Source organism: Oscillospiraceae bacterium, assembly GCA_025758045.1.
Classification (GTDB): Bacteria; Bacillota; Clostridia; order Oscillospirales; family Ruminococcaceae; genus Gemmiger.
Map to the genome: position 1 here is coordinate 1618488 of CP107208.1, position 24057 is coordinate 1642544.

At 53.3% G+C, this 24057-nt stretch carries 21 protein-coding genes and 1 pseudogene; 3 read left to right on the forward strand and 19 right to left on the reverse strand.

Annotation, left to right across the window (positions count from 1 at the left end; genetic code table 11):
* Positions 1–368: 368 nt before the first annotated feature.
* Positions 369–3038, forward strand: coding sequence for a pyruvate, phosphate dikinase (gene ppdK, locus OGM81_07640; GenBank protein UYJ42227.1), 2670 nt, complete (start codon positions 369–371; stop codon positions 3036–3038).
* Between the two features lie 181 nt (positions 3039–3219).
* On the opposite strand, the gene OGM81_07645 is transcribed toward ppdK, so the two are convergent.
* The 5 genes from OGM81_07645 to OGM81_07665 form a co-directional block, all read right to left on the reverse strand.
* The gene (locus OGM81_07645) at positions 3220–4923 is read right to left on the reverse strand and encodes a recombinase family protein (GenBank protein UYJ42228.1); all 1704 of its coding nucleotides are present in this window, start codon (positions 4921–4923) and stop codon (positions 3220–3222) included.
* Between the two features lie 61 nt (positions 4924–4984).
* Complete coding sequence (locus OGM81_07650) at positions 4985–5146, reverse strand: hypothetical protein (protein ID UYJ42229.1); 162 nt, start codon at positions 5144–5146, stop codon at positions 4985–4987.
* A 926-nt stretch (positions 5147–6072) separates the two neighbouring features.
* Positions 6073–7254, reverse strand: coding sequence for an FprA family A-type flavoprotein (locus OGM81_07655; protein UYJ42230.1), 1182 nt, complete (start codon positions 7252–7254; stop codon positions 6073–6075).
* A gap of 19 nt (positions 7255–7273) precedes the next feature.
* Positions 7274–7966, reverse strand: coding sequence for a DUF2249 domain-containing protein (locus tag OGM81_07660; GenBank protein ID UYJ42231.1), 693 nt, complete (start codon positions 7964–7966; stop codon positions 7274–7276).
* A 4-nt stretch (positions 7967–7970) separates the two neighbouring features.
* On the reverse strand, positions 7971–8228 hold the full coding sequence (locus tag OGM81_07665; GenBank protein ID UYJ42232.1) for a DUF2249 domain-containing protein: 258 nt from the start codon (positions 8226–8228) through the stop codon (positions 7971–7973).
* Between the two features lie 120 nt (positions 8229–8348).
* Here OGM81_07665 and OGM81_07670 point away from each other — a divergent pair, with 120 nt between their 5' ends.
* Positions 8349–9044 carry a Crp/Fnr family transcriptional regulator gene (locus OGM81_07670; protein UYJ42233.1) on the forward strand — a complete coding sequence of 232 codons (696 nt, stop codon included), beginning with the start codon at positions 8349–8351 and terminating at the stop codon, positions 9042–9044.
* A gap of 514 nt (positions 9045–9558) precedes the next feature.
* On the opposite strand, the gene trxB is transcribed toward OGM81_07670, so the two are convergent.
* The 12 genes from trxB to OGM81_07730 form a co-directional block, all read right to left on the reverse strand.
* Positions 9559–10488, reverse strand: a complete 930-nt coding sequence (gene trxB / locus OGM81_07675; GenBank protein UYJ42234.1) for a thioredoxin-disulfide reductase — start codon at positions 10486–10488, stop codon at positions 9559–9561.
* Between the two features lie 14 nt (positions 10489–10502).
* Positions 10503–10826 carry a thioredoxin gene (gene trxA, locus OGM81_07680; GenBank protein ID UYJ42235.1) on the reverse strand — a complete coding sequence of 108 codons (324 nt, stop codon included), beginning with the start codon at positions 10824–10826 and terminating at the stop codon, positions 10503–10505.
* A gap of 27 nt (positions 10827–10853) precedes the next feature.
* Positions 10854–11897 carry a ribonucleotide-diphosphate reductase subunit beta gene (locus OGM81_07685; protein ID UYJ42236.1) on the reverse strand — a complete coding sequence of 348 codons (1044 nt, stop codon included), beginning with the start codon at positions 11895–11897 and terminating at the stop codon, positions 10854–10856.
* A gap of 10 nt (positions 11898–11907) precedes the next feature.
* Entirely contained in the window at positions 11908–14424 is a 2517-nt protein-coding gene (locus OGM81_07690; protein UYJ42237.1) for a ribonucleoside-diphosphate reductase subunit alpha, read from the reverse strand.
* 31 nt (positions 14425–14455) lie between these two features.
* On the reverse strand, positions 14456–16156 hold the full coding sequence (locus OGM81_07695; GenBank protein UYJ42238.1) for an FAD-dependent oxidoreductase: 1701 nt from the start codon (positions 16154–16156) through the stop codon (positions 14456–14458).
* Positions 16153–16473 (reverse strand): thioredoxin, encoded by a 321-nt coding sequence (gene trxA, locus OGM81_07700; GenBank protein ID UYJ42239.1) that lies wholly within the window; start codon positions 16471–16473, stop codon positions 16153–16155. The genes OGM81_07695 and trxA (OGM81_07700) overlap by 4 nt, the downstream gene beginning before the upstream one ends.
* A 210-nt stretch (positions 16474–16683) precedes the next feature.
* Complete coding sequence (locus OGM81_07705) at positions 16684–17058, reverse strand: desulfoferrodoxin family protein (protein ID UYJ42240.1); 375 nt, start codon at positions 17056–17058, stop codon at positions 16684–16686.
* A 22-nt stretch (positions 17059–17080) separates the two neighbouring features.
* Positions 17081–17623, reverse strand: coding sequence for a rubrerythrin family protein (locus OGM81_07710; GenBank protein UYJ42241.1), 543 nt, complete (start codon positions 17621–17623; stop codon positions 17081–17083).
* 79 nt (positions 17624–17702) lie between these two features.
* The gene (locus OGM81_07715) at positions 17703–18359 is read right to left on the reverse strand and encodes a Crp/Fnr family transcriptional regulator (GenBank protein ID UYJ42242.1); all 657 of its coding nucleotides are present in this window, start codon (positions 18357–18359) and stop codon (positions 17703–17705) included.
* Position 18360: 1 nt separating this feature from the next.
* On the reverse strand, positions 18361–19140 hold the full coding sequence (locus tag OGM81_07720; GenBank protein ID UYJ42243.1) for a DUF134 domain-containing protein: 780 nt from the start codon (positions 19138–19140) through the stop codon (positions 18361–18363).
* A 342-nt stretch (positions 19141–19482) separates the two neighbouring features.
* A complete protein-coding gene (locus OGM81_07725) occupies positions 19483–19668 on the reverse strand; it encodes a helix-turn-helix domain-containing protein (protein UYJ42244.1) in 186 nt (61 codons plus the stop codon).
* A gap of 4 nt (positions 19669–19672) precedes the next feature.
* Entirely contained in the window at positions 19673–20083 is a 411-nt protein-coding gene (locus OGM81_07730; GenBank protein ID UYJ42245.1) for a sigma-70 family RNA polymerase sigma factor, read from the reverse strand.
* A 340-nt stretch (positions 20084–20423) separates the two neighbouring features.
* On the opposite strand from OGM81_07730, the pseudogene OGM81_07735 reads away from it, so the two are divergent.
* A pseudogene (locus OGM81_07735) lies at positions 20424–20522 on the forward strand (resolvase).
* Positions 20523–20612: 90 nt separating this feature from the next.
* Here the strand turns inward: OGM81_07735 and OGM81_07740 are convergent.
* Both OGM81_07740 and OGM81_07745 read right to left on the reverse strand, forming a co-directional pair.
* Entirely contained in the window at positions 20613–21317 is a 705-nt protein-coding gene (locus OGM81_07740) for a response regulator transcription factor (protein ID UYJ42246.1), read from the reverse strand.
* Positions 21310–24003, reverse strand: a complete 2694-nt coding sequence (locus OGM81_07745; protein ID UYJ42247.1) for a sensor histidine kinase KdpD — start codon at positions 24001–24003, stop codon at positions 21310–21312. Before OGM81_07745 ends, OGM81_07740 begins: the two co-directional genes overlap by 8 nt.
* Positions 24004–24057 lie beyond the last annotated feature (54 nt).

Consider the following 24057-nt stretch of genomic DNA (forward strand, 5'->3'; position numbering starts at 1 on the left):
ACGATTCCCCCAAATACAACGCAAGCAAGAACGGACTTTTTGCACTGTGCTTTCTCCGGCTTTCGATTTATGGGAAAAAATCCCCGCGGTAAACACCATCAAAATTGTTAAATAAAAAACAAAAAAACGGGAAGGTTCAAAACTTTCTCAACTTCCCGCCCAGTATAGTTTAACAGATTTTTGTGCAAATTGCAATAGGTGATGCAAAAAAGTTTGTCTATTTTTCGGCTAAACTATTTAGCATTTTTTTAACAAACTACTGGAAATTCGTTTTGCAGTCTGTTATAATGGACTACGCAAACATGATATGTGATGCAAAACAAGTCACCCGGTGATGCAGAAAACATCACCCAAATTGGGAGGTAACTATGAGCAAGAAATTCTTGTATCTGTTCAAAGAGGGCCACGATGCCTTCGGCGGCGACCAGACCACCATGAAGAATACTCTTGGCGGCAAGGGCGCTGGCCTGGCAGAAATGACCCACGCCGGCATGCCGGTACCGCAGGGCTTCACCATCACCACCGAAGCCTGCACCCAGTACTACGCTGACAACCGCGAGATCAACGATGAGATCAAAGCGGACATCTTCAAATACATGGGCATCCTGGAGGAGCAGACTGGCAAGACCTTCGGCTCCATCGAGAACCCCCTGCTGGTTTCCGTCCGTTCCGGCGCACGTCAGTCCATGCCCGGCATGATGGACACCATCCTGAACCTGGGCCTGAACGATCAGGCTGTTGAGGGCCTGGCCAAAAAGACCGACAACCCCCGCTTTGCTTATGACTGCTACCGCCGCTTCATCCAGATGTACTCTGACGTCGTCATGGAGCTGGGCAAGAGCTTCTTTGAGGAGCGCATCGACGCCATGAAGGTGCGCAAGGGCGTTACCCAGGACGTTGAGCTGGACGCCGAGGATTTGAAGGAACTCGTCAAGGAGTTCAAGCAGATCTACCTGGAGAAGCAGGGCGAAGAGTTCCCGCAGGACCCCAAAGAGCAGCTGATCGGCGCCGTCAAGGCCGTCTTCCGCTCCTGGGACAACCCCCGCGCCAACGTCTATCGTAAGATGAACGAGATCCCCTACGAGTGGGGCACTGCCGTCAACGTGCAGCAGATGGCTTTCGGTAACTCCGGCATGCGTTCCGGCACCGGCGTTGCTTTCACCCGTAACCCCGCTACCGGCGAGAAGAAGCTGATGGGCGAGTACCTGATCAACGCCCAGGGCGAGGACGTCGTCGCTGGTATCCGTACTCCTTCTCCCATCAGCAAGCTGCATGAGGAGATGCCCGAGGTCTACGATCAGTTCGTTGAGATCGCAACCCGCCTCGAGAACTACTACAAGGATATGCAGGACATGGAGTTCACCATTGAGGATGGCAAGCTCTTCATGCTGCAGACCCGTAACGGCAAGCGTACCGCCCAGGCTGCTCTGCAGATCGCCTGCGACCTGGTGGACGAGGGCGTTATCGATGAAAAGACCGCTGTCCTGCGCGTTGAGCCCAAGCAGCTCGACACCCTGTTGCACCCGCAGTTCGATGCCGCTGCCCTGAAGGCCGCCCAGGCTATCGGCAAGGGCCTGGCCGCTTCTCCGGGATCTGCCTGCGGCCGCGTTGTCTTCTCTGCTGAGGACGCCGAGGAGAAGGTCAAGGACGATGCCTGGAAGAAGGTCGTCCTGGTTCGTCTTGAGACCAGCCCCGAGGACATCGTCGGCATGCAGGTCTCTCAGGGTATCCTGACCGTCCGCGGCGGTATGACCAGCCACGCTGCTGTCGTCGCCCGCGGCATGGGCACCTGCTGCGTTTCCGGCTGCGGCAACGACAACACCGTTGCTATCGACTATGATGCCAAGGTCATCACCATCAACGGCCATACCTTCCACGAGGGTGACTGGATGAGCATCGATGGCTCTACCGGCAACATCTACGAGGGCCAGATCGCTACCGTGGCTTCCACCGAGAATGCCAACTTCAAGCGCTTCATGGGCTGGGCTGACGCCAACCGCCAGATGAAGGTCATGACCAACGCCGACAACCCGCGCGACGCACAGAACGCCGTCGATATGGGTGCTGAGGGCATCGGCCTGTGCCGTACCGAGCATATGTTCTTCGCCGAGGACCGCATCGCTGCTGTCCGTGAGATGATCTGCGCTCGTACTGTTGAGGAGCGCAAGACCGCTCTGGCCAAGGTCGAGCCGTTCCAGGAAGCTGACTTCACCGCTATGTACCGCATCATGGGCGACCGTCCGATGACCATCCGTTATCTGGATCCGCCGCTGCATGAGTTCCTGCCCACCAAGGCCGAGGATATCGAGGCTTTGGCTAAGGACATGGGTATGACCACCGAAGAGCTGAACAACGTCGTTGTCAGCCTGCACGAGTTCAACCCCATGATGGGTCACCGTGGCTGCCGTCTGGCCGTCACTTACCCCGAAATCGCTGAGATGCAGACCAACGCTGTCATCAAGGCTGCCATCAAGGTTTCTGCCGAGACTGGCAAGATGATCACCCCGCACATCATGGTTCCTCTGGTTGGCGAAGTCAAGGAGTTGAAGTACGTCAAGGACGTCATCGTCAAGACTGCTGATGCCCTGATCGCCGCTGCCGGTGTTGACATGAAGTACGAGGTCGGCACCATGATCGAGATTCCTCGTGCAGCCCTGACTGCCGGTGAAATCGCCAAGGAAGCTGACTTCTTCAGCTTCGGCACCAACGACCTGACCCAGATGACCTTCGGCTTCAGCCGTGACGATGCTGCTAAGTTCCTGACCGCTTACTACGATAACAAAATCTACGAGAGCGATCCGTTCCAGCACCTGGATCAGATCGGCGTTGGCAAGCTGGTCAAGATGGCTGCCCATGACGGCCGCGAGACCAACCCCAACCTGGGTCTGGGCATCTGCGGTGAGCACGGCGGCGATCCCAGCAGTGTTGAGTTCTGCCACAACGTTGGCCTGGACTACGTCAGCTGCTCTCCCTACCGTGTTCCCATCGCCCGCCTCGCCGCCGCTCAGGCTGCTATTAAAGCTCCCAGAGCGAAGTGATTGATTTTTAACGAGTTATCGTTAAAAATTCAAGCCCGAAAAAGGCTGAAAATTGACTAAAATGTGCGCCGCTGCTTGTCAGCGGCGCACATTTGTTTTCCCGTCAAACATACACTTCGGCCCTCAAATCTGTCCAAGAACAGCGTCTGAACTGGCTCGGCATACCGCTTTTTTGACGATATTAACGTGCGGTTTCGAAGTTGATTCTGAATTTCAGCAGGGGATTCTGCTCGATTTTCGTCAAGTCGGTTCGTTCAGCGTGAGGAACCTGCGGACCGAAATTCAGCTTCCAGCGGTAGAGGTTGTCTTTGATAGGCGTGACAACCTCTACAAATTCCTGAATCAGTGAATCAGGCAACTTCGGTGCAGAAAGATCCACGATTCGATTCAGCGCAGCAGTCAGCTCCTTCATAGAAGGAGTGGCTGCTGCTTTTTGTTGTGCTGCCATTTCGGCTGGAGGGTGCTGCAAGGCACTGATTTCCTGCTCCGTCTTGGCGCACAGCTCTTTGTACTCATCACGCCCCAAGTCACCGTCTGCGTACATTTGAGCAAGCCGCAGTTTGCGATTTTTCAGCTTACTAATCTGGGCGCTGCTGCTGGCAACCGAGCAGGCAGGAGCCGCGCGGCTGCTGACAGAGTCTATCATAGCAACCGCTTTTTTCACTGCCGCATTTTGGTCGCCCCAGATACGGTCAAAAATCAACTTTGCCATAAGTTCCAGTTTCCATTCGCATATGGAAATTGCATCGCAGGATGACTGTCCTTGCAGATTGTGTTCCACGACAAAAGAACGGGAAACATTCACTGTGCGGTAATTGCATTGATACCCGTAAACCGGCGTTCCGTCTTTCAAAACGCGCCACTTGAAACGGTTAAACCCGCCGCCGCAGCGGCAACGCAGTTTTTGTGTCCATAGATGCATCGGACCAAGATAACCGGCGCGGCGTGTGGAGCCGTCCGGCATCCGATATGTGGCGATTTTTTGCTTGCGGATTCGATCACATTCGTGCCACAATTCCTCAGAAATAAGCGGCGGGAAGTTGCCCTTGACAAGTTGAATGCTATCTTCATTGAGATTCTTTACGCGAACCTTGTCAATGTAATTGGTGGTCTTGGACTTGTTGTAGCCTATGTACCCCATATAGGTGGCGTTGCGTAGCATCTTACTGATTTTGATGCAAGACCATTTCACATTGCCTTGGCTATCCTTATACCCAAGGCGTGTAAGCTCGTTGCAGATCAGACTTTGCCCGTAGCCTCTGGAGTACATATCAAATACAAAGCGAACGACTTTTGCCTGCTCCTCGTTGATGGTGTAGGTGTTATGGGCCTTGTCTAAATCATAGCCCAAAATGTTGCCATTCCCGTAGAGAACACCGTTTTGGCGGCTGATCATTTGACCGGCTAAGACACGTTCGGAAATCTTGCGGCTTTCCTCCTGCGCAAGAGAGGACATAATGCTTAGGCGCAGTTCGCCATCGCTGTCCAACGTCCAGATGTTGTCAGACACGAAGTAAACCTCCACACCAATGCCGCGAAGCTCTCTTGTGATGGAGAGTGTATCAACGGTGTTTCTGGCAAAGCGGCATACCTCGCGGGTGACAATCAGGTCGAATTTTCCGTTTCGGGCGTCGTCCAGCATTCGCATAAAAGAGGGACGCTTTTTTGCAAGCGTTCCGGTAATGCCTTCGTCAATGTAGCGCCCGACCAGTTGCCAATTCGCGTGGTACTTCAATTGGTCATCGTACCATTGCATCTGGTTGCTGAGCGCGTCCTTCTGCTGTTCGTGCTGTGTGGAAACTCGACCGTAAAAGACCATGCGGCGGTCACAGTTGCGGTCTAAATTCATAGACCCGAAATATAACTGTTGTTGTGTTGTCTGCATTTGCGTTACCTCCTTTCCTCGCAGTATATGGGAAGTTGAAAAACGATGGTAGGCTGTCGTTTTATTGCTTGACAGGCTTGACAAGCGTGGAATATTGCGCTGTGACCTGACGGTAAACCGTGTGGTTGATAAGACCCTCGCGGTAGAGAACAGCAACCAGTTTCACGGCAATGACATCACTGCTGATTTGCAAGGGAGAATCCGTGGGATGTGTGCATTTCATAGTATACCTCCTGTTCATTATGAATTTGATTCCACAAGCATAGCGGCCACCTGTGGAAAACAAGTGGCCGCCATAATCTGAAATCAAATTTTATACCCTATTCGACACTACTTCCCAGATATAAGGGCGAACCACCGACCCGGCTGCTGGAAACAGCTCCCACTTCCTGTACCACATTGTTGGCAGTACCGCCGACGCCTTGAGAGCATCGCCACGGTGTGTATCACGATTGCTGACCCTTCGCTTGAGGTATGTGTTCCACGCCACCTCTCCCGCCTCTGGGGGCGCTCCGCTGCGGTTAGGCAGCCTCATCGCGTCAGAGTCGGGACGCACCTGCCGACGCTCCTTGGGTTGCGGCAAGGTCAGTTGTATGTAGCCGGTGATTCGGATATTCGGTTATCAAGGTGCAGAAAAGGGGGAATGAGGGATTTTTTGTCCCTCTATATATGAATATCGCTTTAGGAAGGTAAAAGTTGGAGAAAAATCTGCAATTTTTTCAAAAAAAATACCGCCCTATCTCACGATAAGGCGGTAGATTGCGTTATTCTATGCTGCTCCTAAGTTTTTAGATAACAAATCACCATTGGCGGCGTTCTCAAACACTTCAAAAGTATCTTGCAGTTCTTCCAATCACAGCTGGTGTGTCTCTTTCCAGAGTATTTGTTTTCCGCAACATCATTTAGCATCATCAGAATAAAACCCGATGGCCTTTTGCAAAGCCAAGAAATGCTTTCCTGTGTATTTGATTGCCCTGTGCTCTCCTTGCATTTCTATCCTACAGGTAATCAAATTCTCGTCATTTTCTTTCACATGGTAATCTTGTATCATCGAAATAAGCTCAGACAGATTCTTCTTTCCGTAAATAAATCAGCGACGATGTTTTGCTTTTGAGGCATCGGGCGGACAGACGAAGCCAGACTCGCCGCCTACTCCGCGCAAAGCTCCGCCACCAGAGCGTCCATCTGCGCTTCGCTGGTTTGGTTCAGTGCGCCGCGCAGCGATACATCTGTTTCACACAGTCGGAGTTCCTTCATCTTTTCCAACTCGGCGCGCATCAGCCGCGCGGCAGCAGGGGCCCATGAGCCGTTTTCCATGAGGCCGATCCGGCGGTTTCGGAATCCCTTTGTCTGTAAATGATCCAAAAAGGCCTTCATGGGCGGGAACAGTCCTCCGTCATAAGTGGAGCAGGCCAACACCAGTTTCCCACAGTAGAATGCGCTGGTCACGGCATAGGAAAGGTCTGTTGCCGTCAGATCGCACATGGTGACTTGTGCACCTTTTCCCTTCAGCTTGCTCTTGAGGGCCTCCGATGCATATGCGGTATTTCCATGGATGGATGCGTGAGCGATCAGGATGCCCTCCGGTTTTTCCGGTTTCCATTGTGACCAGAGATCATAGAGCCGCAGATACTCCCCCAAGTCTTCTGTGAGCATGGGGCCATGGAGCGGGCAGATCGTTTTGATCTCCAGCGCGGAGATTTTTTTCAGCAGCGCCTGCACCTGTGCGCCATACTTTCCGACGATGTTGTAATAATACCGCCGGGCCTGCGGCGCCCAGGGGGCACGGGCAGTCCGTTCCAGTGAGCCGAAGCGGCCGAAGGCATCCGCCGAGAACAGGATCTTTTCCTCCTCTTCATACGCTGCCATCACCTCCGGCCAGTGTACCATCGGCGCCAGCAGAAAGCGCAGCCGGTGCAAACCCAAGGAAAGCGTATCTCTTTCGCCAACCTCCAGCATACGGTCTTCCGACAATGCACCTGTGCCGAAGAACTGCTTGATCATGGTAAATGTTTTCGCGTTTCCCACAATCTTCATCTCCGGGTACTTTTGTGCCAGCCGCATGAGGCTGCCGGAATGATCCGGCTCCATGTGTGTGACCACAAGATAGTGGGGGCTGCGCCCCTCCAACACCCGCGCCACATTGGAAAGCCATTCTTCCGCCGCCCGTGCGTCCACGCTGTCCATCACGGCAATCTTCTCATCCAGAATAACATAGGAGTTGTAGCTCACTCCCATAGGCTGGACGGGGTACTGGTTTTCAAAGAGTGCCAATGTGTTATCATCCACCCCTACATAGCGGATGGCATCTGTTACCGTTTGAATGGTCATAATACAAAACAACTCCTTATCATTTGTTCAGGACCTGCATCTCCGGGTTCTTCTCCCCAAATTTCTCGCGCAGCGCACTGCAGATATCCTCCCGGGACTTGCCCTGCTTCTCACCGTTTTTAATGAGCTTGTACGCCTGAAACAGCGCCGAGGGGCCGATCTCGCTGCTGAAAAAACCGATGCCCTGATTCCATGCCAGCAGTTCGAACACGTCGTCAAACGCGGAGCTCTCCACACCGTGGATATATGCCTTTACCAGCTCCCGCGCCGCCTGCCTCATCCGGCCTGCACCGACAGCGTTGGTCAGGGACAGCAGCAGCCGCGTTTCGTAGGGCAGTACGCGCTTCTCGCTCTGCCATGTGGTCTCCCAAAAATCCACGGCGATCTGCCCCAGCTTTTCATCGATCATGGGATAGTTCAAAAGAGCCAGCGGCTTGAAGGGAGCGGAGCTGTCGCCTTCCTTCTTCTCCACACGGCAGAACCAGACATGGAACTCCGCCTCACTCCGCTGCTCGGTGTGGTGCTCGTAGCCCAAGCCCTCCATGACAGCGTACAGTGGATGCGGCTCAAAGGTCTGGATGATGTGTAATCCTTCGCCCACCTCCAACGCCTCGGCTCTTTTCTTCAGCCCTTCAAAGAAGCTGCCCTGTATATGGCGCACATCCACGGTCTGAAACCCCTGCGCCTTATTCTTCCAGTTTTCGTAGCTCATGCGGTTATTCTCCTTTCTTCACTCGATAAAACCAGATGTGATATTCGCTGCCGCTCACCTTCTCCGTGTGATGCTCAAAGCCCATAAGGGCCAGCACCGGGTACAGTGGGACAGGCTCGAAGGTCTGGATGATATGCAGTCCTTCTCCGTTTTTCAGCGCGGCAGCCTTTGCCTTCAATGCGGGGAAGAAGTCCATCTTTTTGCCCCGCACGTCCATCACTTCAAATGTGCCGATTTTGTCCTTCCAGTTTTCATAACTCATAGTCTTTGCCTCTCTTGCAGAAAGCTCACGCCTCTTCGAAGCCCCTGTTGCTTTTGTGCGTTCATTGTACTATACTAAAAGCAACAAGTCAGTTGAATTTTCAACGAAAGAGAACTTTTTATGAAAAAATTTTTCCCGACGCTCCACGCCGCGGCGCTTTTCTCCGGTATTTCCGACGACGAGCTTGCCACCATGCTCTCCTGCCTCGGGGCAAGGATCGACACCTTTCCAAAAGGCTCCCGCCTGCTTCGCGCCGGAGAGGCGGTGGAGGAGGTGGGCCTTGTGTTGGCGGGCAGCGCCCTCATTATGCAGGAGGATATCTGGGGAAACCGCAACATCCTCTCCAAGACCGGGCCGGGGCAGACCTTCGCGGATGTGTTTGCCTGCGCGCCGGGAGCGGTGCTGAACGTGAGCGTGGAGGCGGAGAGCACGATGACGGTGATGTTTCTACACATAAGGCGCGTTTTGAGCGTGTGCCCCTCCGCCTGCTCCTACCATAGCCGGTTCATCCGCAATCTGCTGGGCGAGTTAGCGGAGAAGAACCTGCGGCTCAACGAAAAGCTCACCCACATGGGCCAGCGCACGACGCGTGCAAAGCTGATGTCCTATTTTTCCGCTGAGGCACTGCGGCGCGGGGTCTATGAGTTCGACATTCCGTTTTCAAGGCAGCAGCTTGCGGATTACCTCGGTGTGGAGCGCAGCGGGCTGTCCGTGGAGCTTGGAAAAATGCGGGATGAGGGCCTGCTCGACTTTCACAAAAGCCATTTCCTTCTCAAAACGCCGGAGGCTGACCGTCCCTTTCCTTCTGCGCGTTAAGGAGCCCCCTTTGGGCGTATTAGCAAGTGCGGATAACCCCGTCAGCCACGGAGCGTCGGGGTTTTGCAGATGGAAGAAGCAGCTACGGTCTGTAGAGATCGGCAGGACAGCGTCAGCTCGTACAATCTGATTTGATCATACCCACAGCCGCTTTGGCTGTGGGTATTTTCTGTTTGAACTCCAAAAGCTTTGCAGAGCTCAAGGAGCCTAATCGTACAACCGGAGCAGCGCCGCGCCGATTTTCTCAAATTATGTGACGCCATCACAGTAAAACCGCTTGTCACGCGGTATACTACGCATAAAAACACAGCCGCAGAGTACATCTGTGGCTGTGTTTTGTGTTCAGTTGCTCACTGTTGCGTGGACTGGATATGGAGAGACAACATATCTCCCGATCTTACATGGGTTATCTTATCTGCCATCACTCTGGCAGTTTGCCTTGCAGATATGTCGGCATCCCCACTGCGGTCGTATCCGGCATGACCTTAAACATGGCTTTTTCAATCTACATCCCTTATCGGTTTTCCGCGATATATTTCTCCGCCATGTGGACTGCCACCGCGCCGTCCGCCACGGCGGTGACCACCTGACGGAGGGGCTTCGTCCGCACGTCGCCCACGGCGTAAACGCCGGGAATACTGGTTTCCGTGGTCTCTCCGGCCACGATATAGCCGCCGTCGTCCAGCGCCAGTTGACCCACCGCCAGCGCCGTGGCGGGCTGTCGGCCCACGCTGACAAATACGCCGTCGCAGTCCACCACGCTTTCCTCACCGGTGACGGTGTCCCGCAGGCGGACGCCGGTCAGCCTGTCCCCGGAAAGCAGTGCGGAAACGACGCTGTTCCAACGGAATTCCACGTTTTCGGCCTGTGCCAGCGGCTCGTGATAGATCTTGGTGGCCCGCAGGGTGTCTCTGCGGTGGACGAGGATCACTTTTTTCGCCACGCGGCTGAGAAGGAGGGCATCTGCCGCGGCGGAATTGCCGCCGCCCACCACGACCACCGTTTTTCCCTTGTAAAACATCCCGTCGCAGGCGGCGCAGTAGGCCACGCCCCGGCCCACCAGTTCCGACTCTCTGGCCACGCCCAGCGTTCTGGGTTCCGCACCGGTGGCCAGCACCACGGTTTTCCCCCGGAAGATTCCCTCGCTGGTCTCCACGAGCTTGGGAACCGCCGTCAGATCCATGCGGAGGACTTCTGCGTATTCGCTGCGTGCCCCAAAACGCTCCGCCTGCTTTTGCATCTTCTCCGCCAGAGAGAAGCCGTCGATCCCGTTCTCAAAGCCGGGGTAGTTGTCGATCTGCTCGGTCAGGGCCATCTGCCCACCGGCGGACAGTTTTTCCAGCACGATGGTGTCCAGCCCCGCCCGTGCGGCGTACAGGGCGGCGGTGTAGCCGCCCGGTCCGCCGCCCACCACAATCATATCATAAACATGATTGTTGTTCATATCTGAATCCTCCGTTATTTCGCCAAGGCTTCCTGAATGAAACGGTCGATCTCTGCCTTTGAGCCGGGCGCGGTGATGGAACCCACGGCCTTTCCGTTCCGGAACAGCACCAGAGTTGGGATGACCTTGATCCCCTCGGCCCCCGCCAACTGCGGCTCCTCGTCAATATTGATCTTGCCGACGGCAAGGCTGTCCGCGTATTCCTCTGCAATCTTCTCATACGCAGGGCCGATCCTCCGGCAATAGCTGCACCAGGGCGCCCAGAAATCCACCAAAACAGGCTTTTCCTCCCGGATCAACTGCTTAAACTGCTCCTGATTCATGTCCATAGCTGCCATATCTGCCAGCTCCTTTCCTTTGTTTTCTTATAAATCGTCTATTAGTGCGGTACTCTTGGCGTAGGCGGTACTGCGTGCCTCAAAGAAATCGGTCTTGACCATGTTGGCGTCGGCGTACTGGCTGACCCATTCCATGCTCTCCGGTTCGCTCTCAAAGCCCGGATACAATGCCGGATAGCCAAGGCTCGTCCAGCGAAGATTGCCGAGATAGCGGATGTAATCGCTGATCATCTGCCGGTTCAGTCCCGGGATGTCGTCGCCGATCACATAATGCCCCCATGCGATCTCCTGCTCCACGCCCTCACGCATCATCTCGCGCAGCGCTTGTACGCTCTCGGCGGTGAACAACTCCGGCTGCTCCTTTTGCAGCTCCGTGATTATATTGCGGAACAGCCACAAGTGCGTGTTCTCATCGCGGTTGATATAGCGGATTTCCTGCGCCGAGCCGGACATCTTCCCGTTTCGGGAGAGATTGTAGAAGAACATAAAGCCGCTGTAAAAATAGATGCCCTCCAAAATATAGTTCGCCATCATCACGCGCAGCAGCGTGGGAGCGTCCTTCCGCTCCTGAAACTCGTTGTAGCAGTCCCCAATGAAGGTGTTGCGGCGCAGCAGATGCTCGTCAGTTTTCCATTGGTAGAGGATGTCATTGCGCTCCACGGGGGAACAGATGGTGTCGAGCATATAGCTGTAGCTCTGTGAGTGGACACACTCCTGAAACGCCTGAATGGACAGGCAGAGATTGACCTCGTTGGCGGTAATGTAGGCGCCGATATTAGGCAGGTTCGCTGTCTGAATGGAATCCAAAAAGACAAGAAAACTCAAAATTTTATCGTAGGCGCTGCGCTCGGCTGACAGCAGGCGGGGATAGTCCTTCACATCCTGCGAGAGATTGATCTCCTCAGGAATCCAAAAGTTGTTCATGGCCTGCCGGTACCAGTCGCTGACCCAAGCGTACTTCATATTGTTGAAGTCGTTGAGGTTGGTGGTATTGCCGCCGATCATGCGCCGCAGGCGCACATCAGGGTCGCCCTCCGGGTTAAAGAGGGGCTTTTTCTTCAGTTCCATCATGCTATCCTCCTTATGACGAGCAGCTTTCGCAGGCCTCGACCTCAAGGGCCTTGCTGCGGACATAGTAAATTGTCTTGACGCCGGCCCTCCACGCCTCCAAATACAGTCTGAGCACCTGACGCATGGAATAGTCGTTGGTGATATAGAGATTCATGCTCTGCGCCTGGTCAATATGTCTCTGGCGAAGGCCCGCGGCGCGTACCGACCAGCTTTGGTCAATCAAATGCGCCGCCTTATAGTACCACCATGTATCCATAGAAAGCTCCGGGGCAACGCGGGGCAGCATGCTACCCTTTTTCTCCTCTAAGAAGAATTTCTTCATAATTGGATCGATGCCCGCCGACGTGCCGGAGAGGATAGATGTGCTGGAGGTCGGTGCGACCGCCAGCAGATAGGCGTTGCGCATTCCCTGCACCGCCACCGTTTTCGCAAGCACCTGCCACTTTTCGGAGGTATAACCCCGCTTTTCAAAATACGCGCCCGTCTGCCAGTCGCTGCCCTCAAAGAGTGCGTAACGACCCTTTTCCCGTGCCAGTGCTGCGTCCGCCTTGACGGCGGCGTAGTTGATGTGCTCGAACACCGCGTCGGTGAAGGCAAGGTGCTCCTCGCTCTCCCAGCGGATGCCGCGCTTTGCCAGCATGTGGTGGTAGCCGCTGACGCCCAGGCCGATGCTGCGGTACTTCTGATTGGTAAGCCGCGCGTATTCCAACGGGTAGAAGTTGAGGTCGATCACATTATCCAGTGCGCGGATGGCCGTTTCCACCGTGCGTTCCATATAGGCCTCGTCCTCCACCGGCAGATTACCGAGAGACAAACTCGCCAGGTTGCAGACCACAAACTCACCGGGGCGTGTGGCCGTCACCACCACTGTGTCGCCGTTCTCCGTGTGCACCTCAGTGCTGATATGCTCGATGGGCGCCATGTTCTGCGCGATCTCCGTGCAGAGATTGGAGCAATAGATCATTCCCGTGTGGCCGTTTGGGTTCATACGATTTACGCTGTCGCGGTTGAAGGCGAAGGGCGTGCCGGTCTCCACTGCCGAGCGAAGCACCAGCCGCACGATGTCCTTGACGGTGACGCTGCGCTTTTCGATGCGCGGGTCATTGACGCAGTCCAGATACCGCTTCTCCCATTCCGTACCCCAGTAATCCTCCAGAGCGTAGCCCTTGACCGTGAGGATCTCATGCGGACACATGAGATGCCACGGCGCGTCTATGTTCTCCTCCGCCAGTCGCCAGAAGAGATCCGGATAGCACACGGCAGGAAACACATCATGCGCCTTCATGCGGTCATCGCCATTGTTAGTGCGCAGTTGAAGGAATTCCGGCAGATCCCGGTGCCATGCGTCTAAGTAAACCGCCACAGCGCCCTGCCGCATACCCAATTGATCCACCGCCACGGCGGTGTCGTTGACCAGCCGAATCCAGCGGATAACACCACCCGCCGCCCCTTGAAAGCCGCGGATGGTGCTGCCTGCAGCGCGCACCTTACCGAAGTACATCCCCATTCCACCGCCGAATTTAGAGACCTTTGCGAAGTTGTCCAGCGAGCGGTAGATGCCGTCCAGACTGTCCGGCACAGTGTCCACAAAGCAGCTTGAAAGCTGATGGTAAGGCTTTCGCGCGTTAGACATGGTAGGTGTCGCCATCGTGACCTCCATACGGCTGAGCATATCGTAAAAGCGCTTTACCCACCCCATGCGGTCAGAGCCTTCGTTCATAGCAAGATGCAGCGCGATACCCAAAAACATCTCCTGCGGTGTTTCCAGCGGCACGCGGCTGCGTGACTGGATCACATAGCGTTTGAGCATAAGGTCAAGGCCGGAGTAGGTGAACAGCTCGTCCCGTTCCGGGCAGAGAAAGTCCTCCGCCATGGCAATCTCCTCGTGGGTATAGTGGGCAAGGATATAGTCACCGTAGAGTCCCTTATCCGTCAGATAGCGAAGCCTGCCATAGAGGTCGCCGACGCCGCGCCCCTCCCATTCCTGTGCGTTGCGACAGCGAAAGGAGTGGTTCAGAAGCCGCGCCGCGATGAACTCCCACTTGGGTGCCTCTGCCGTAGTCAGCTCTACCGCCGCCTTGGTCAGAGCCCCAGTCCGCTCATCCTCCGTCATGCCCGGGCGACAGAAACTCTCAAACTTCATTTGAAGCGCCGCGAGGGAGTAGACTTCCTCGGTAAAATCCATCTGGATGCGGCGCAGCACCTCGTCAAGCGAGTCATCCCCAACCGTCCGCGCGATGGTATGCCGGACACGGCGCAGCGCAGACCGCTTTTCGCGGTAGAGGATGTACGCCTTGGCCACCTCATAGTGTCCGCGCTCCATGAGCGTTCGCTCCACCTCGTCCTGCACAAGTTCCACGGTGAGCGGCACTGTGACGGAGAGATTGTCGAGAACGGTGGCGAGGATCTCATCCAGCTCGCTGCTCCCGATCTCCCGGCCCTGTCCGTCAAATGCCTTTTTCATGGCGTTGAAAATTTTCTCCTGTTGAAAGGGAACAGACTCCCCGTTTCGTTTTCTGATCTCCATTTCGATTCTCTCCTCTTCTCCGGTCACTTGCCTAATGGGTTAACTTCTCCATTCCGCAGGGATAGGCGCTCCGCGCTGTCTGCCGCTCTTGTGTTACGACCTGATAAAAACTGTATCCGCCGGAGAGATGGGAACAGGTGAACCCGTACTGCGTCAAAAGTCGGCAGGCCAGATAACTGCGAAGCCCTGTCTGGCAATTCACATAAACAGGCTTACCCCGGTCTAACTCGTCCAAGTGCTCCCGCAGATCGTCCAAGGGAATGTTCCGAAAGCCGTCCAGATGACCCCGCTGATACTCCCACGCCGTGCGGACGTCCAGCAGCGTCGCACTGCCATCGCAAGGCAAGTTCTCAACATCATTCCAATTGAACTGCCGTACCTTCCCGCCCTCTAAATCCTCGATCATAAAACCGGCCATATTGACCGGGTCTTTGGCAGAAGAATAGGGCGGTGCATAGGAAAGGTCAAGCTCCGTCAGTTCCAGAGCTGTCATTTTTGCGCGAATGGCCGTTGCCAGTACATCAATGCGCTTGTCCACACCGTCGCCGCCAACGATCTGCGCACCGAGCAGCCGCAGGCTTTCTTTTTCATACAGCACTTTCATTACCATAGACTGTGCACCGGGATAATAGGCCGCGTGGGATGCCGGGAACAATACGACTTTGTCGTAAGCAATCCCTGCTGCCCGCGCTGTCTTTTCATTGATCCCCGTAAAGGCCGCTGTCAAGCCATATAGTTTCAGAACAGACGAGCCTTGAGAGCCGTGATAGCGGCTGTTTCCGCCGCAGATATTGTCAGCGGCAATTCGTCCCTGCTTGTTGGCAGGCCCCGCCAGAGAGATCAATGCTTTCTGGCCGGTCACGAAATGGCTGACCTCTACGGCATCGCCCACAGCATAGATGTCCGGCGCGGAGGTTTCCATCCGCTCGTTGACAGCGATGCTGCCACGAATACCAAGTCTGAGTCCGGCTTCTTTTGCCAAATGCGTATCCGGGGTAACACCGATGGCCAGCAGCACCATATCCGAATGTAGTGGTTCACTTTCTTCCAACAGGGTCAGCACAGAATCTCCGTCCTGTCGGAATCCGGTGACGGTTTCACCCAACCGCAGAGCCACGCCGTGTCTGCGCATTTCCGAATGGACAAAGCTCGCCATATCCGCATCCAGCGGCGCTAAAAGCTGCTGGAGAAGCTGGACGATGGTGACGGAAACACCCATTTCTGCAAGGTTTTCCGCCATTTCCAGACCGATAAAGCCGCCGCCAGCCAAAACAGCGGTTTTCGGCTTCTGATCCTCAACAAAGCGCCTGATGCGGAGGGTATCCTCCACGGTGCGCAGCGTAAAAACTCGCTCACTGCTGACGCCGGAAAGCGTGGGAACCGTCGGCTTTGCGCCGGGGGCAAGAAGCAGTTTGTCATAGGTTTCCGTGTATACCTTCCCACTGTCCAGTGCACGGACGGTGACGGTTTTCTCTGCGGGATTGATCGCAGTTACTTCCTGCCGTACTCGTACATCAATGCGAAAGCGATCCCAAAAGCTCTCCGGAGTTTGCAGCGTCAGTTCTGCTTGCTCTTTGATCACACCGCCCACATAATACGGCAGGCCGCAGTTGGCATAGGACACATAGCCGCTGCGCTCGATCATGATGATCTGCGCGTGTTCATCCAAACGGCGGATGCGGGCAGCGGCCGAAGCACCACCCGCCACACCGCCTACGATCACAACTTTCATCTTGCGCTCTCCACCATTGCGGTGATCTCCGACTTAGGCCGATAGCCCACCGACTTGGCAACGGCTTTTCCGTCCTTGAAAACGACCAGCATCGGAATGCTGGATACCTGAAAACGCATTGCCAGCTCCATCTGCTCGTCTACATTGATCTTGCCCACCTTGAGGGCACCGCTTTTTTCTTCGGCAAGCTCATGCAGTATAGGAGAGAGCATTTTGCACGGTCCGCACCAGTCCGCGTAGAAATCCAGCAAAACGGGTTTGTCGGAATGCAGTACCTCGTTTTCAAAATTCGCAGCAGTAATTTTCAGTTCAGTCATGAGAGTGACTCCTTTCGTTGATCTTTTATGCTTCTTTGTTTTTCAGCTTGCAAATACCCTGCGTCATGGTTGATTTCCATGTTCGCCACATCTTTCTTGTTTATTGATTGTGGCTATATCATACCGCAGGACAAAGTATTTTTCTGTAACGAGGTCACATTAATAAAAAAATCCGGTGCTCAAAAAAGCACCGGATTTTTGAAAGATGAATTACGCTTTCCACAGACTGTGGAGGTTGCAGTAGGCGTAGACCGCCTCGACCTCATCGCCCTCGCAGAGCGCGAAGCAGACCTCCGGCTTTTCGCCGGGATGCAGTTCCTTACGCTGATTGCCCTGCTTGGTCTGGAGAGATACCCATTCGATGTAGTGCTCCGGCAGCATGGGGTGCTCCACGGAGCCGACCTTGACATGGACGATGCCGTTTTCCACCGTCCAGACAGGGACGTGCTTCTCCACGGCGGCGTCGGTGGTGCCGGGAACAATCTCGCTCATCGGCTTACCGCAGCAGACGACAGGAACGCCTACGTCCTTAACTTTGGCAATGATGTTACCGCAATGCTCGCAAATGTAAAACTTCTGATCCATGATAATTCTCCTTTTCTTTACTTTAATAGTTTTCTGCGTGAATTTCAAAATAGCTCTGGGGATGGTTGCAGGTGGGGCAAACCTCCGGGGCCTTCTCGCCTACGACGATGTGACCGCAGTTGCGGCACTCCCACACCTTGACCTCGCTCTTGGCGAAGACCTCCGCCATCTCCACATTGTGCAGCAGGGCACGGTAGCGCTCCTCGTGGTGCTTTTCAATGGCGGCGACCAGGCGGAAACGCTGCGCCAGCTCATGGAAACCTTCCTCATCGGCTGTTTTGGCAAAGCCGTCGTACATATCCGTCCACTCGTAGTTCTCGCCCTCAGCGGCGGAGAGAAGGTTTTCGGCGGTGTCGCCAATGCCGTTCAGCTCTTTGAACCACAGCTTGGCGTGTTCCTTCTCATTATCAGCGGTTTTGAGGAACAGTGCCGCGATCTGCTCGTAGCCTTCCTTCTTGGCCTTGGATGCAAAATAGGTGTACTTGTTGCGCGCCTCGGACTCACCGGCAAAGGCAGCCATCAGGTTTTTTTCGGTTTGAGTTCCTGCGTATTTCGTTTCTTTCATGTTGGATACTCCTTCCTGCTTTTCTGCTTTTATTATAGCAAATCTATGATTTTCTTCTGTAACGAAGTCACATTTCTTTTTATTTTAGACGATTTAGTCTGTTCTTATCCCGCAGCGTGATTGCACCACGCTTCAGCTCCACCAGCCCGTCCTCCGAGAAGCTTTTGAGCATCCGTGCCACTGCCTCCCGTGCCGAGCTGATGTGCTGGGCGATCTGCTCATGGGTCATGCGTATCGTGTCGGAGCCGGTACGCTCCGCTTCGGCAAGGAGAAATTCTGCCAGCCGCTGATCCAATCCCTTGAACATAATCTGCTGCATCGCCCACATCACATCAGAAAAGCGTTTCGTTGCCAGTTCATAGAGAAAACAGCGGACATGGAGATTTTTCTCCTTGAGTGCAGCAATGACAATTGCAGGGATAATCAGAACGTCCGTATCCATTCCGGCAGTCATTTGCGTATCAAAGGTGATCTGACTGATCACGCAGGAGGCGGAAAGCACGCATAGTTCGCCCGGATACAGGCGGAACAGCGTTACCTCCCGCCCCTCATCAGAGAGAAGATAGGTGCGGATCTCGCCGGAAAGAATAAGCAGCATTCCGAGACATTCATTGTCGCTGCTGTGAACGAACGCACCCTTTTTATAATGACGGACAAAGGCACTTCGGCGTAGCGTTTCTTGCTCCTGTTCGGTCAAGGATGACCAGAACGGAAGTTGTGTCAGTGTGCGTTCCATATCAATGGCAGCTGTGCTTGCCGCAGCCGTGGTCACCGCAGGAGTGACCAGCCTCGCCGTGCTCATGGTCATGGTGGTCACAGTGAACATTGGGATCGTAGCCCAAACTTCCGTTGAGCAATGCGCTCACCGCCGCGTCAGCGTCCCCGCTGACACCGCCGTAGAGCTTGATGCCCGCTTCGGCGAGTGCTGCCTGCGCACCGCCGCCGATGCCTCCGCAAACCAAAGTGTCCACACCGTGCTGCATTAGGAAACCTGCCAGTGCGCCGTGACCGCTGCCGTTGGTGTCAACGACTTTCGCATGAGTGATTTTTCCGTCCACAGCTTCATAAAGCTTGAACTGCTCTGTGTGACCGAAATGCTGAAAGATTTGACCGTTTTCATAGGTAACTGCAATTTTCATAATGGAATCTCCTTTGCAAGTTTTGCCTGATTTTTCCATGTTGGCGCTCTGCATCCGGCAGCAACGGCCGCAGTGAGCTGCCTCCTGTCCTCCGCAGATGCGGTAGTTTCCCCCGGTGATGTGCAGCGGTTTCCCGTGGACAAGACACGCTGCGATCTTGCTCCGTGCGCTTTCGTAAATCTCCTGCACGGTAGAGCGGGAAATGTCCATTTGAGTGGCACACTGCTCGTGGGTTCGCTGCTCCAAGTCAACCAGCCGAATGACCTCGTATTCGTCCAGCGTCAGCAGGATCGGCTCGGTATTCTCGCACCCGTTGGGACAGAATGTATCGACCTGTGGTACGCCACAAATTCGACGGCACCGTGACGGTCTTGGCATGGGAGCTTTCCTCCCTTTGTATTCGGTATATTCCGATTATAGCACTTTGAACAGAAGAAAGCAATTTTTTCAAAAGCTGCTCTTGCACCATTCCCTTGTCCATCGACCCATTAAGCAGCTTAAAAAAGGATCGTTCCTTAAATGTCAAATCACCACTATCGAATGCTACTTTCACTATGTGTTGCGGAGACAGTGGTTCATTAACACTCCAAAGATTGTCTCCCTCAATTCATCCTGCCTCCGTCATCTCTGCGTCACTTGCTGGTTAGCAATAACCAAAGCGCAATTCTTTTGGAATGGTGCAAAAAAGCGGTGGAGAACAAGCTCCACCGCCCAAAATGCTTAGACCTTGAATTCTGAAATTGCTCTCCAGAACTCAATCAGCAAGACCTGATAGAGATCTTCATCCACGCGACCGTTCACGCGGCTGCATTTGTTCAGGAGCGATTCATACTGAACAAACAACTTTTCCACAGCGTCCTCATCACCGCGCTTTGCGCGCAGAAGCAAATCCTTGAAACCTTCCATAGTATTATTCCTCCATCGCATTGCGAATCTTGTCGCGGGCATTCTTGTGATGCGTGCTTACGGTACTATCATCTACCTTCAACTTGGCTGCGGTCTCCCGCACGGAAAGATGATCTACATATAAGGAAATCATAACCTCGCACTCTTTCGGCGTCAGCTTGTGCAGGTACTTTTTGATTCCTTCCCACATCAGCTTGGACTCGACGCTTTCCTCAATCGGGTTCATCAGCCGCCTGTACACTGTGTCCACCTCGTCGCGGCATTCCTCAATGGAAACCTCGCGCTTTGCCTTAACCATCAGTGCGCGAATGTAAGAAGCGCGCCGGGCATACAGCACCTTGGTCATGAACTTCGTAAAGCGCGCAGCCAGTTGCGCGTCCTCACCACTAAACCATAACTTGTTTTTCTTTTCCATCGTAAACCTCCTGAATTTTGAGTTTCATTGAATAGACCTCAAAACTCGGAGGGGCGCGGGCAGAAAACGGCAGTCCTCTGCCGCCAAAGCAAAAAAGGAAGCAAAAAAATACGCCAGATGGTCACAAAAACCATCTGGCATACGAATAATACACGAAAAACTACGCGGCGAAGGGACTTTTGAAAGTACACAGTGGCGCTTGAGGGGGTTTCTGCCTTAATATGGCATAGCTCCGCTTACCGGAGAGTCAAGCACATCTACCATGCAATACGCCTTTCCACTAAATATGTCCCACAAAAAGAAAAAGCCCGGCAAAGGAAGAGGGTGAAAAATGGCGCAAATTCGTGATATTGGCAAGCGTACTGCCCTTTATGAGAGACTGTCGAAAGACGATGAACAGCAGGGTGAATCAAACTCGATATTGAACCAAGAGTTACTACGATTAGATGCAACATTTTTTACGGACAAGAGAAATCGTCATAACATAATTAGCGAGGCCGGCCATGTGCGAACACTGGCCGACCTCATATCATTCATTTACTTTTATCATACGATAGCCCACACCAATATGTGTTTGGATGTATTGCGGGGACTCCTCTGTTGGCTCCAGCTTTTTGCGCAGTGTTGCCATAAATACCCGCAGGGAAGCCACATCGTTATCCCAACTGTGGCCCCAGATATTTTGTGTGATAAAGGTATGGGTCAGTACCTTGCCGACATTCTTGGACAGCAGACACAGCAGCTTATACTCAATGGGTGTCAGGTGAAGTTCGTTTTCATCCAGATAAGCGCATCCCCCGGCATAATCCACTTTCAACTTACCATTCACAAATACAGAACTGGCAGTAAACATCTCTGCCGTCATCAGAGAGAGTCTTCGCTGCGTCACACGAAGTCGTGCCAGCAGTTCTTCTACCGAAAAGGGCTTTGTCAAATAATCGTCCGCTCCGGCATCCAGCGCCTTGATTTTATCGTTATCCTCGCTTCGGGCGCTGATTACAATAATCGGAACATTGGACCAAGAGCGAACCGTTTGAATGACTTGGACGCCATCCATATCCGGCAAGCCCAAATCCAGTAAGATGATTTCAGGATTGTGCGATGTGACCTCCATAATGGCTGCCGAGCCATTGGGTGCTACCACATAACGATAATCATTTGTTTTTAAAGTGGTCGTAATGAGATTTCGTACAGACGGGTCATCCTCAACCACTAATATCAAAGGTTTATTCATGAAGTTCTACCTCCCCTGCGGGTAATGTAAATGTGAACACAGTGCCATTTGGCTGATTGTCTGATACGGAAATCGTGCCGCCGTGGGCGGTCACAATGGACTTACAGAGGGACAGCCCCAATCCAAGGCTTCTGCGGCTGTCGACCACTTTATTGGCCCCACTATAAAACATATCGAAAATACGGGGTTTCTGCTCATCGGGAATCCCGGGGCCGTTGTCGGAAACGGAAACCGTGACCCATTGCTCTTTTTGATCGGTGTGTATTTCAATTACTGAACCGACAGGGGTATATTTGATGGCGTTGTCAACCAAATTGATAATCACCTGAGCGATCAGCCTCGCGTCAATGTGGGCAAGGATAAAGTCTTTACCGCTGGTCACACGAATGGTGTGTTCTTTACTTTTTCTGTTGATGTGCTTCAGCGCTTCAGAAACGACCTCATCCATGAGTTCGACACTCCGAGTTAGATTGACCTGTCCGCCCTCAATTCGTGTGACTGCCAACAAATTTTCAACCAGATTGATTAGCCACATGGAATCGTCATAAATATCAGTAAAGGTCTGCTCCCGTAGTGCATCGTCCATTTTTTTATAATTTGCAAGCAAATTGTCTGCGCTGCCGGAAATCGCTGTCAAAGGCGTCCGAAGATCATGGGAGATTGCCCGCAGCAGGTTGGCACGAAGTTGTTCATTTTGTGCCAGAACAGCCGCTTCCTCCTTCTCCTTGGCATTTTTGATGTTTTCCAGCGCCAATGCGCACTCGCCAAGAATGGAAAGAAGCACGCTATTTTCAAAAGAGTCCAATTGAGTACCGTTCACAGCAATACCAGCCACTCCATATACATGCTGGTTGACCCGAATCGCAAGGTATAGACACTTTGCACTGGATAATGTATCTGTTGTGGCACCGGCGTGTTTATTGTTTCGGAAGGCCCAATCGGCGACTGCTTTCTCGTTCTCAGAAATCAAATCCTCTTGCGTGCTATGAACCGTACGAAAAACGTGGGGGGTGGCAAGTTCTTTACCATCAGACAGGTAGACGACGATATCTTTTTTCAGCAACTTCATGAGCTGCCCTGCCGTAGCGGTGATTACCGCATTCTCATCCTGCTCTTTTTGCAGAAGCTGGTTGGTTTCAAAAAGAATCTTTGTACGGTAAGCTGTATGGGCAGATTGTTTCGCATTTTCTTTCAGCCGGGTAGCGAGAGATCCGGAAAGCAGTGTTACTATAAACATAATGGTAAAGGTAACAACATAGTTCGGATCGTCAAAATGGAATGTCAGTCTCGGAGTGGTAAAAAAGAAGTTGAAAACCAGCACACTGACAACCGAGGTCAGAATCCCGCACAGTCGGTTGGTTGTGATTACAGCGGTCACAAGTACGCCTAATATGTAAACTGCGATAATATTACTCTCCGTGAACCCAAGAGCGTCAAAGCCACAGCCAATCAGTGTAACTGCCAGCAATACGACTATACTCTTCAGAACATCACGCAGTGGCATCGCATCTAGCTGCGCCTTTCTCTTTTTTTCCTGATAGCTGGTTCCTGTGCTGGCATCCGGTATCACATGAATATCCAGATTAGGTACGCTGGAAATCAGGCGTTCCGTCAAGGTGGGCTTGCTGAAAATATTCTTTCGTGCAATGGTACTTCGTCCAATTACGATTTTTGAGATGCCGGAAAGACGGGCAAATTCCGCAATCTGATAAGGCACGTCATCGCCATAACTTGTCTCAATCGCAGCGCCAAGTTGCTGGGCCAGACGCTTATTATCCTGCAAACGCTTTTTATCATCGTCACTCATCGCCGCTGTATTTGGCGTTTCCACATAAAGAGCGATAAATGTTCCCCGAAAGGCTCTTGCCATCCTTGCAGCTGTCCGAATGATTTTTGCGTTGGATGGCGACGAGGAAAGACATGCCAGGATGCGCTCGTCTGTATGGTAATCGCCTCGGCTCTGTACTCTGGCACTTTCCGTCAGCAAGTTCACCCGGTCGGCGCACCGACGGAGGGCGATTTCCCGCAATGCGGTGAGATTTTCCAGCGTGAAGAAATTAACTGTTGCCCGCTGCGCCTGATCTTCCCGGTACACATTTCCACTTGCCAGTCGTTCCAGCAACTCCGCAGGCTCAATATCCACCAGTTCTACCTGATCTGCTTGATCAAAGGTGGAATCCGGAATGCGCTCCCGCACAAGAATTCCGGTGATAGAGGCTACTGTATCGTTGAGACTCTCGATATGTTGGACATTTACAGTCGTATAGACATCAATTCCAGTATTTAGCAGTTCCTGAACATCCTGATACCGCTTCGTGTGCCGACTGCCTTCGGCGTTGGTATGGGCCAACTCATCCACCAGTATGAGCTGGGGCTTTCGCTTGAGCGCAGCATCAATATCAAATTCACGAAGGGTCATTCCTTCGTAAGCAACTTGTTTCACAGGAAGCTGCTCCAAGCCGTCCAGAAGTGCCATCGTCTGGGGTCGGGCATGGGGTTCTATGTATCCAGCAACCACATCAATGCCACGCTCCTTAGCCTGATGAGCCGCCTGAAGCATGGCATAGGTCTTTCCGACACCTGCGGCATAACCGAAAAAGATTTTGAGTTTTCCGCTTTTCTTAGTGGATGCATCGTTACGGATCGCACGAAGAAGCTGATCCGGATCTTGTCTTGGCAGTTCCATTTTAACCATCCTGTCTGTCACTCATGCAAAAGCGATTCCCTTTTTCCATATTAT

What these genes read in the sequence shown, in the direction of transcription:
- ppdK (UYJ42227.1), top strand. Translation starts at nt 369, where the DNA reads ATGAGCAAGAAATTCTTGTATCTGTTCAAAGAGGGCCACGATGCCTTC.
- OGM81_07645 (UYJ42228.1), bottom strand. Translation starts at nt 4,923, where the DNA reads ATGCAGACAACACAACAACAGTTATATTTCGGGTCTATGAATTTAGAC.
- OGM81_07650 (UYJ42229.1), bottom strand. Translation starts at nt 5,146, where the DNA reads ATGAAATGCACACATCCCACGGATTCTCCCTTGCAAATCAGCAGTGAT.
- OGM81_07655 (UYJ42230.1), bottom strand. Translation starts at nt 7,254, where the DNA reads ATGACCATTCAAACGGTAACAGATGCCATCCGCTATGTAGGGGTGGAT.
- OGM81_07660 (UYJ42231.1), bottom strand. Translation starts at nt 7,966, where the DNA reads ATGAGCTACGAAAACTGGAAGAATAAGGCGCAGGGGTTTCAGACCGTG.
- OGM81_07665 (UYJ42232.1), bottom strand. Translation starts at nt 8,228, where the DNA reads ATGAGTTATGAAAACTGGAAGGACAAAATCGGCACATTTGAAGTGATG.
- OGM81_07670 (UYJ42233.1), top strand. Translation starts at nt 8,349, where the DNA reads ATGAAAAAATTTTTCCCGACGCTCCACGCCGCGGCGCTTTTCTCCGGT.
- trxB (UYJ42234.1), bottom strand. Translation starts at nt 10,488, where the DNA reads ATGAACAACAATCATGTTTATGATATGATTGTGGTGGGCGGCGGACCG.
- trxA (UYJ42235.1), bottom strand. Translation starts at nt 10,826, where the DNA reads ATGGCAGCTATGGACATGAATCAGGAGCAGTTTAAGCAGTTGATCCGG.
- OGM81_07685 (UYJ42236.1), bottom strand. Translation starts at nt 11,897, where the DNA reads ATGATGGAACTGAAGAAAAAGCCCCTCTTTAACCCGGAGGGCGACCCT.
- OGM81_07690 (UYJ42237.1), bottom strand. Translation starts at nt 14,424, where the DNA reads ATGGAGATCAGAAAACGAAACGGGGAGTCTGTTCCCTTTCAACAGGAG.
- OGM81_07695 (UYJ42238.1), bottom strand. Translation starts at nt 16,156, where the DNA reads ATGAAAGTTGTGATCGTAGGCGGTGTGGCGGGTGGTGCTTCGGCCGCT.
- trxA (UYJ42239.1), bottom strand. Translation starts at nt 16,473, where the DNA reads ATGACTGAACTGAAAATTACTGCTGCGAATTTTGAAAACGAGGTACTG.
- OGM81_07705 (UYJ42240.1), bottom strand. Translation starts at nt 17,058, where the DNA reads ATGGATCAGAAGTTTTACATTTGCGAGCATTGCGGTAACATCATTGCC.
- OGM81_07710 (UYJ42241.1), bottom strand. Translation starts at nt 17,623, where the DNA reads ATGAAAGAAACGAAATACGCAGGAACTCAAACCGAAAAAAACCTGATG.
- OGM81_07715 (UYJ42242.1), bottom strand. Translation starts at nt 18,359, where the DNA reads ATGGAACGCACACTGACACAACTTCCGTTCTGGTCATCCTTGACCGAA.
- OGM81_07720 (UYJ42243.1), bottom strand. Translation starts at nt 19,140, where the DNA reads ATGCCAAGACCGTCACGGTGCCGTCGAATTTGTGGCGTACCACAGGTC.
- OGM81_07725 (UYJ42244.1), bottom strand. Translation starts at nt 19,668, where the DNA reads ATGGAAGGTTTCAAGGATTTGCTTCTGCGCGCAAAGCGCGGTGATGAG.
- OGM81_07730 (UYJ42245.1), bottom strand. Translation starts at nt 20,083, where the DNA reads ATGGAAAAGAAAAACAAGTTATGGTTTAGTGGTGAGGACGCGCAACTG.
- OGM81_07740 (UYJ42246.1), bottom strand. Translation starts at nt 21,317, where the DNA reads ATGAATAAACCTTTGATATTAGTGGTTGAGGATGACCCGTCTGTACGA.
- OGM81_07745 (UYJ42247.1), bottom strand. Translation starts at nt 24,003, where the DNA reads ATGGAACTGCCAAGACAAGATCCGGATCAGCTTCTTCGTGCGATCCGT.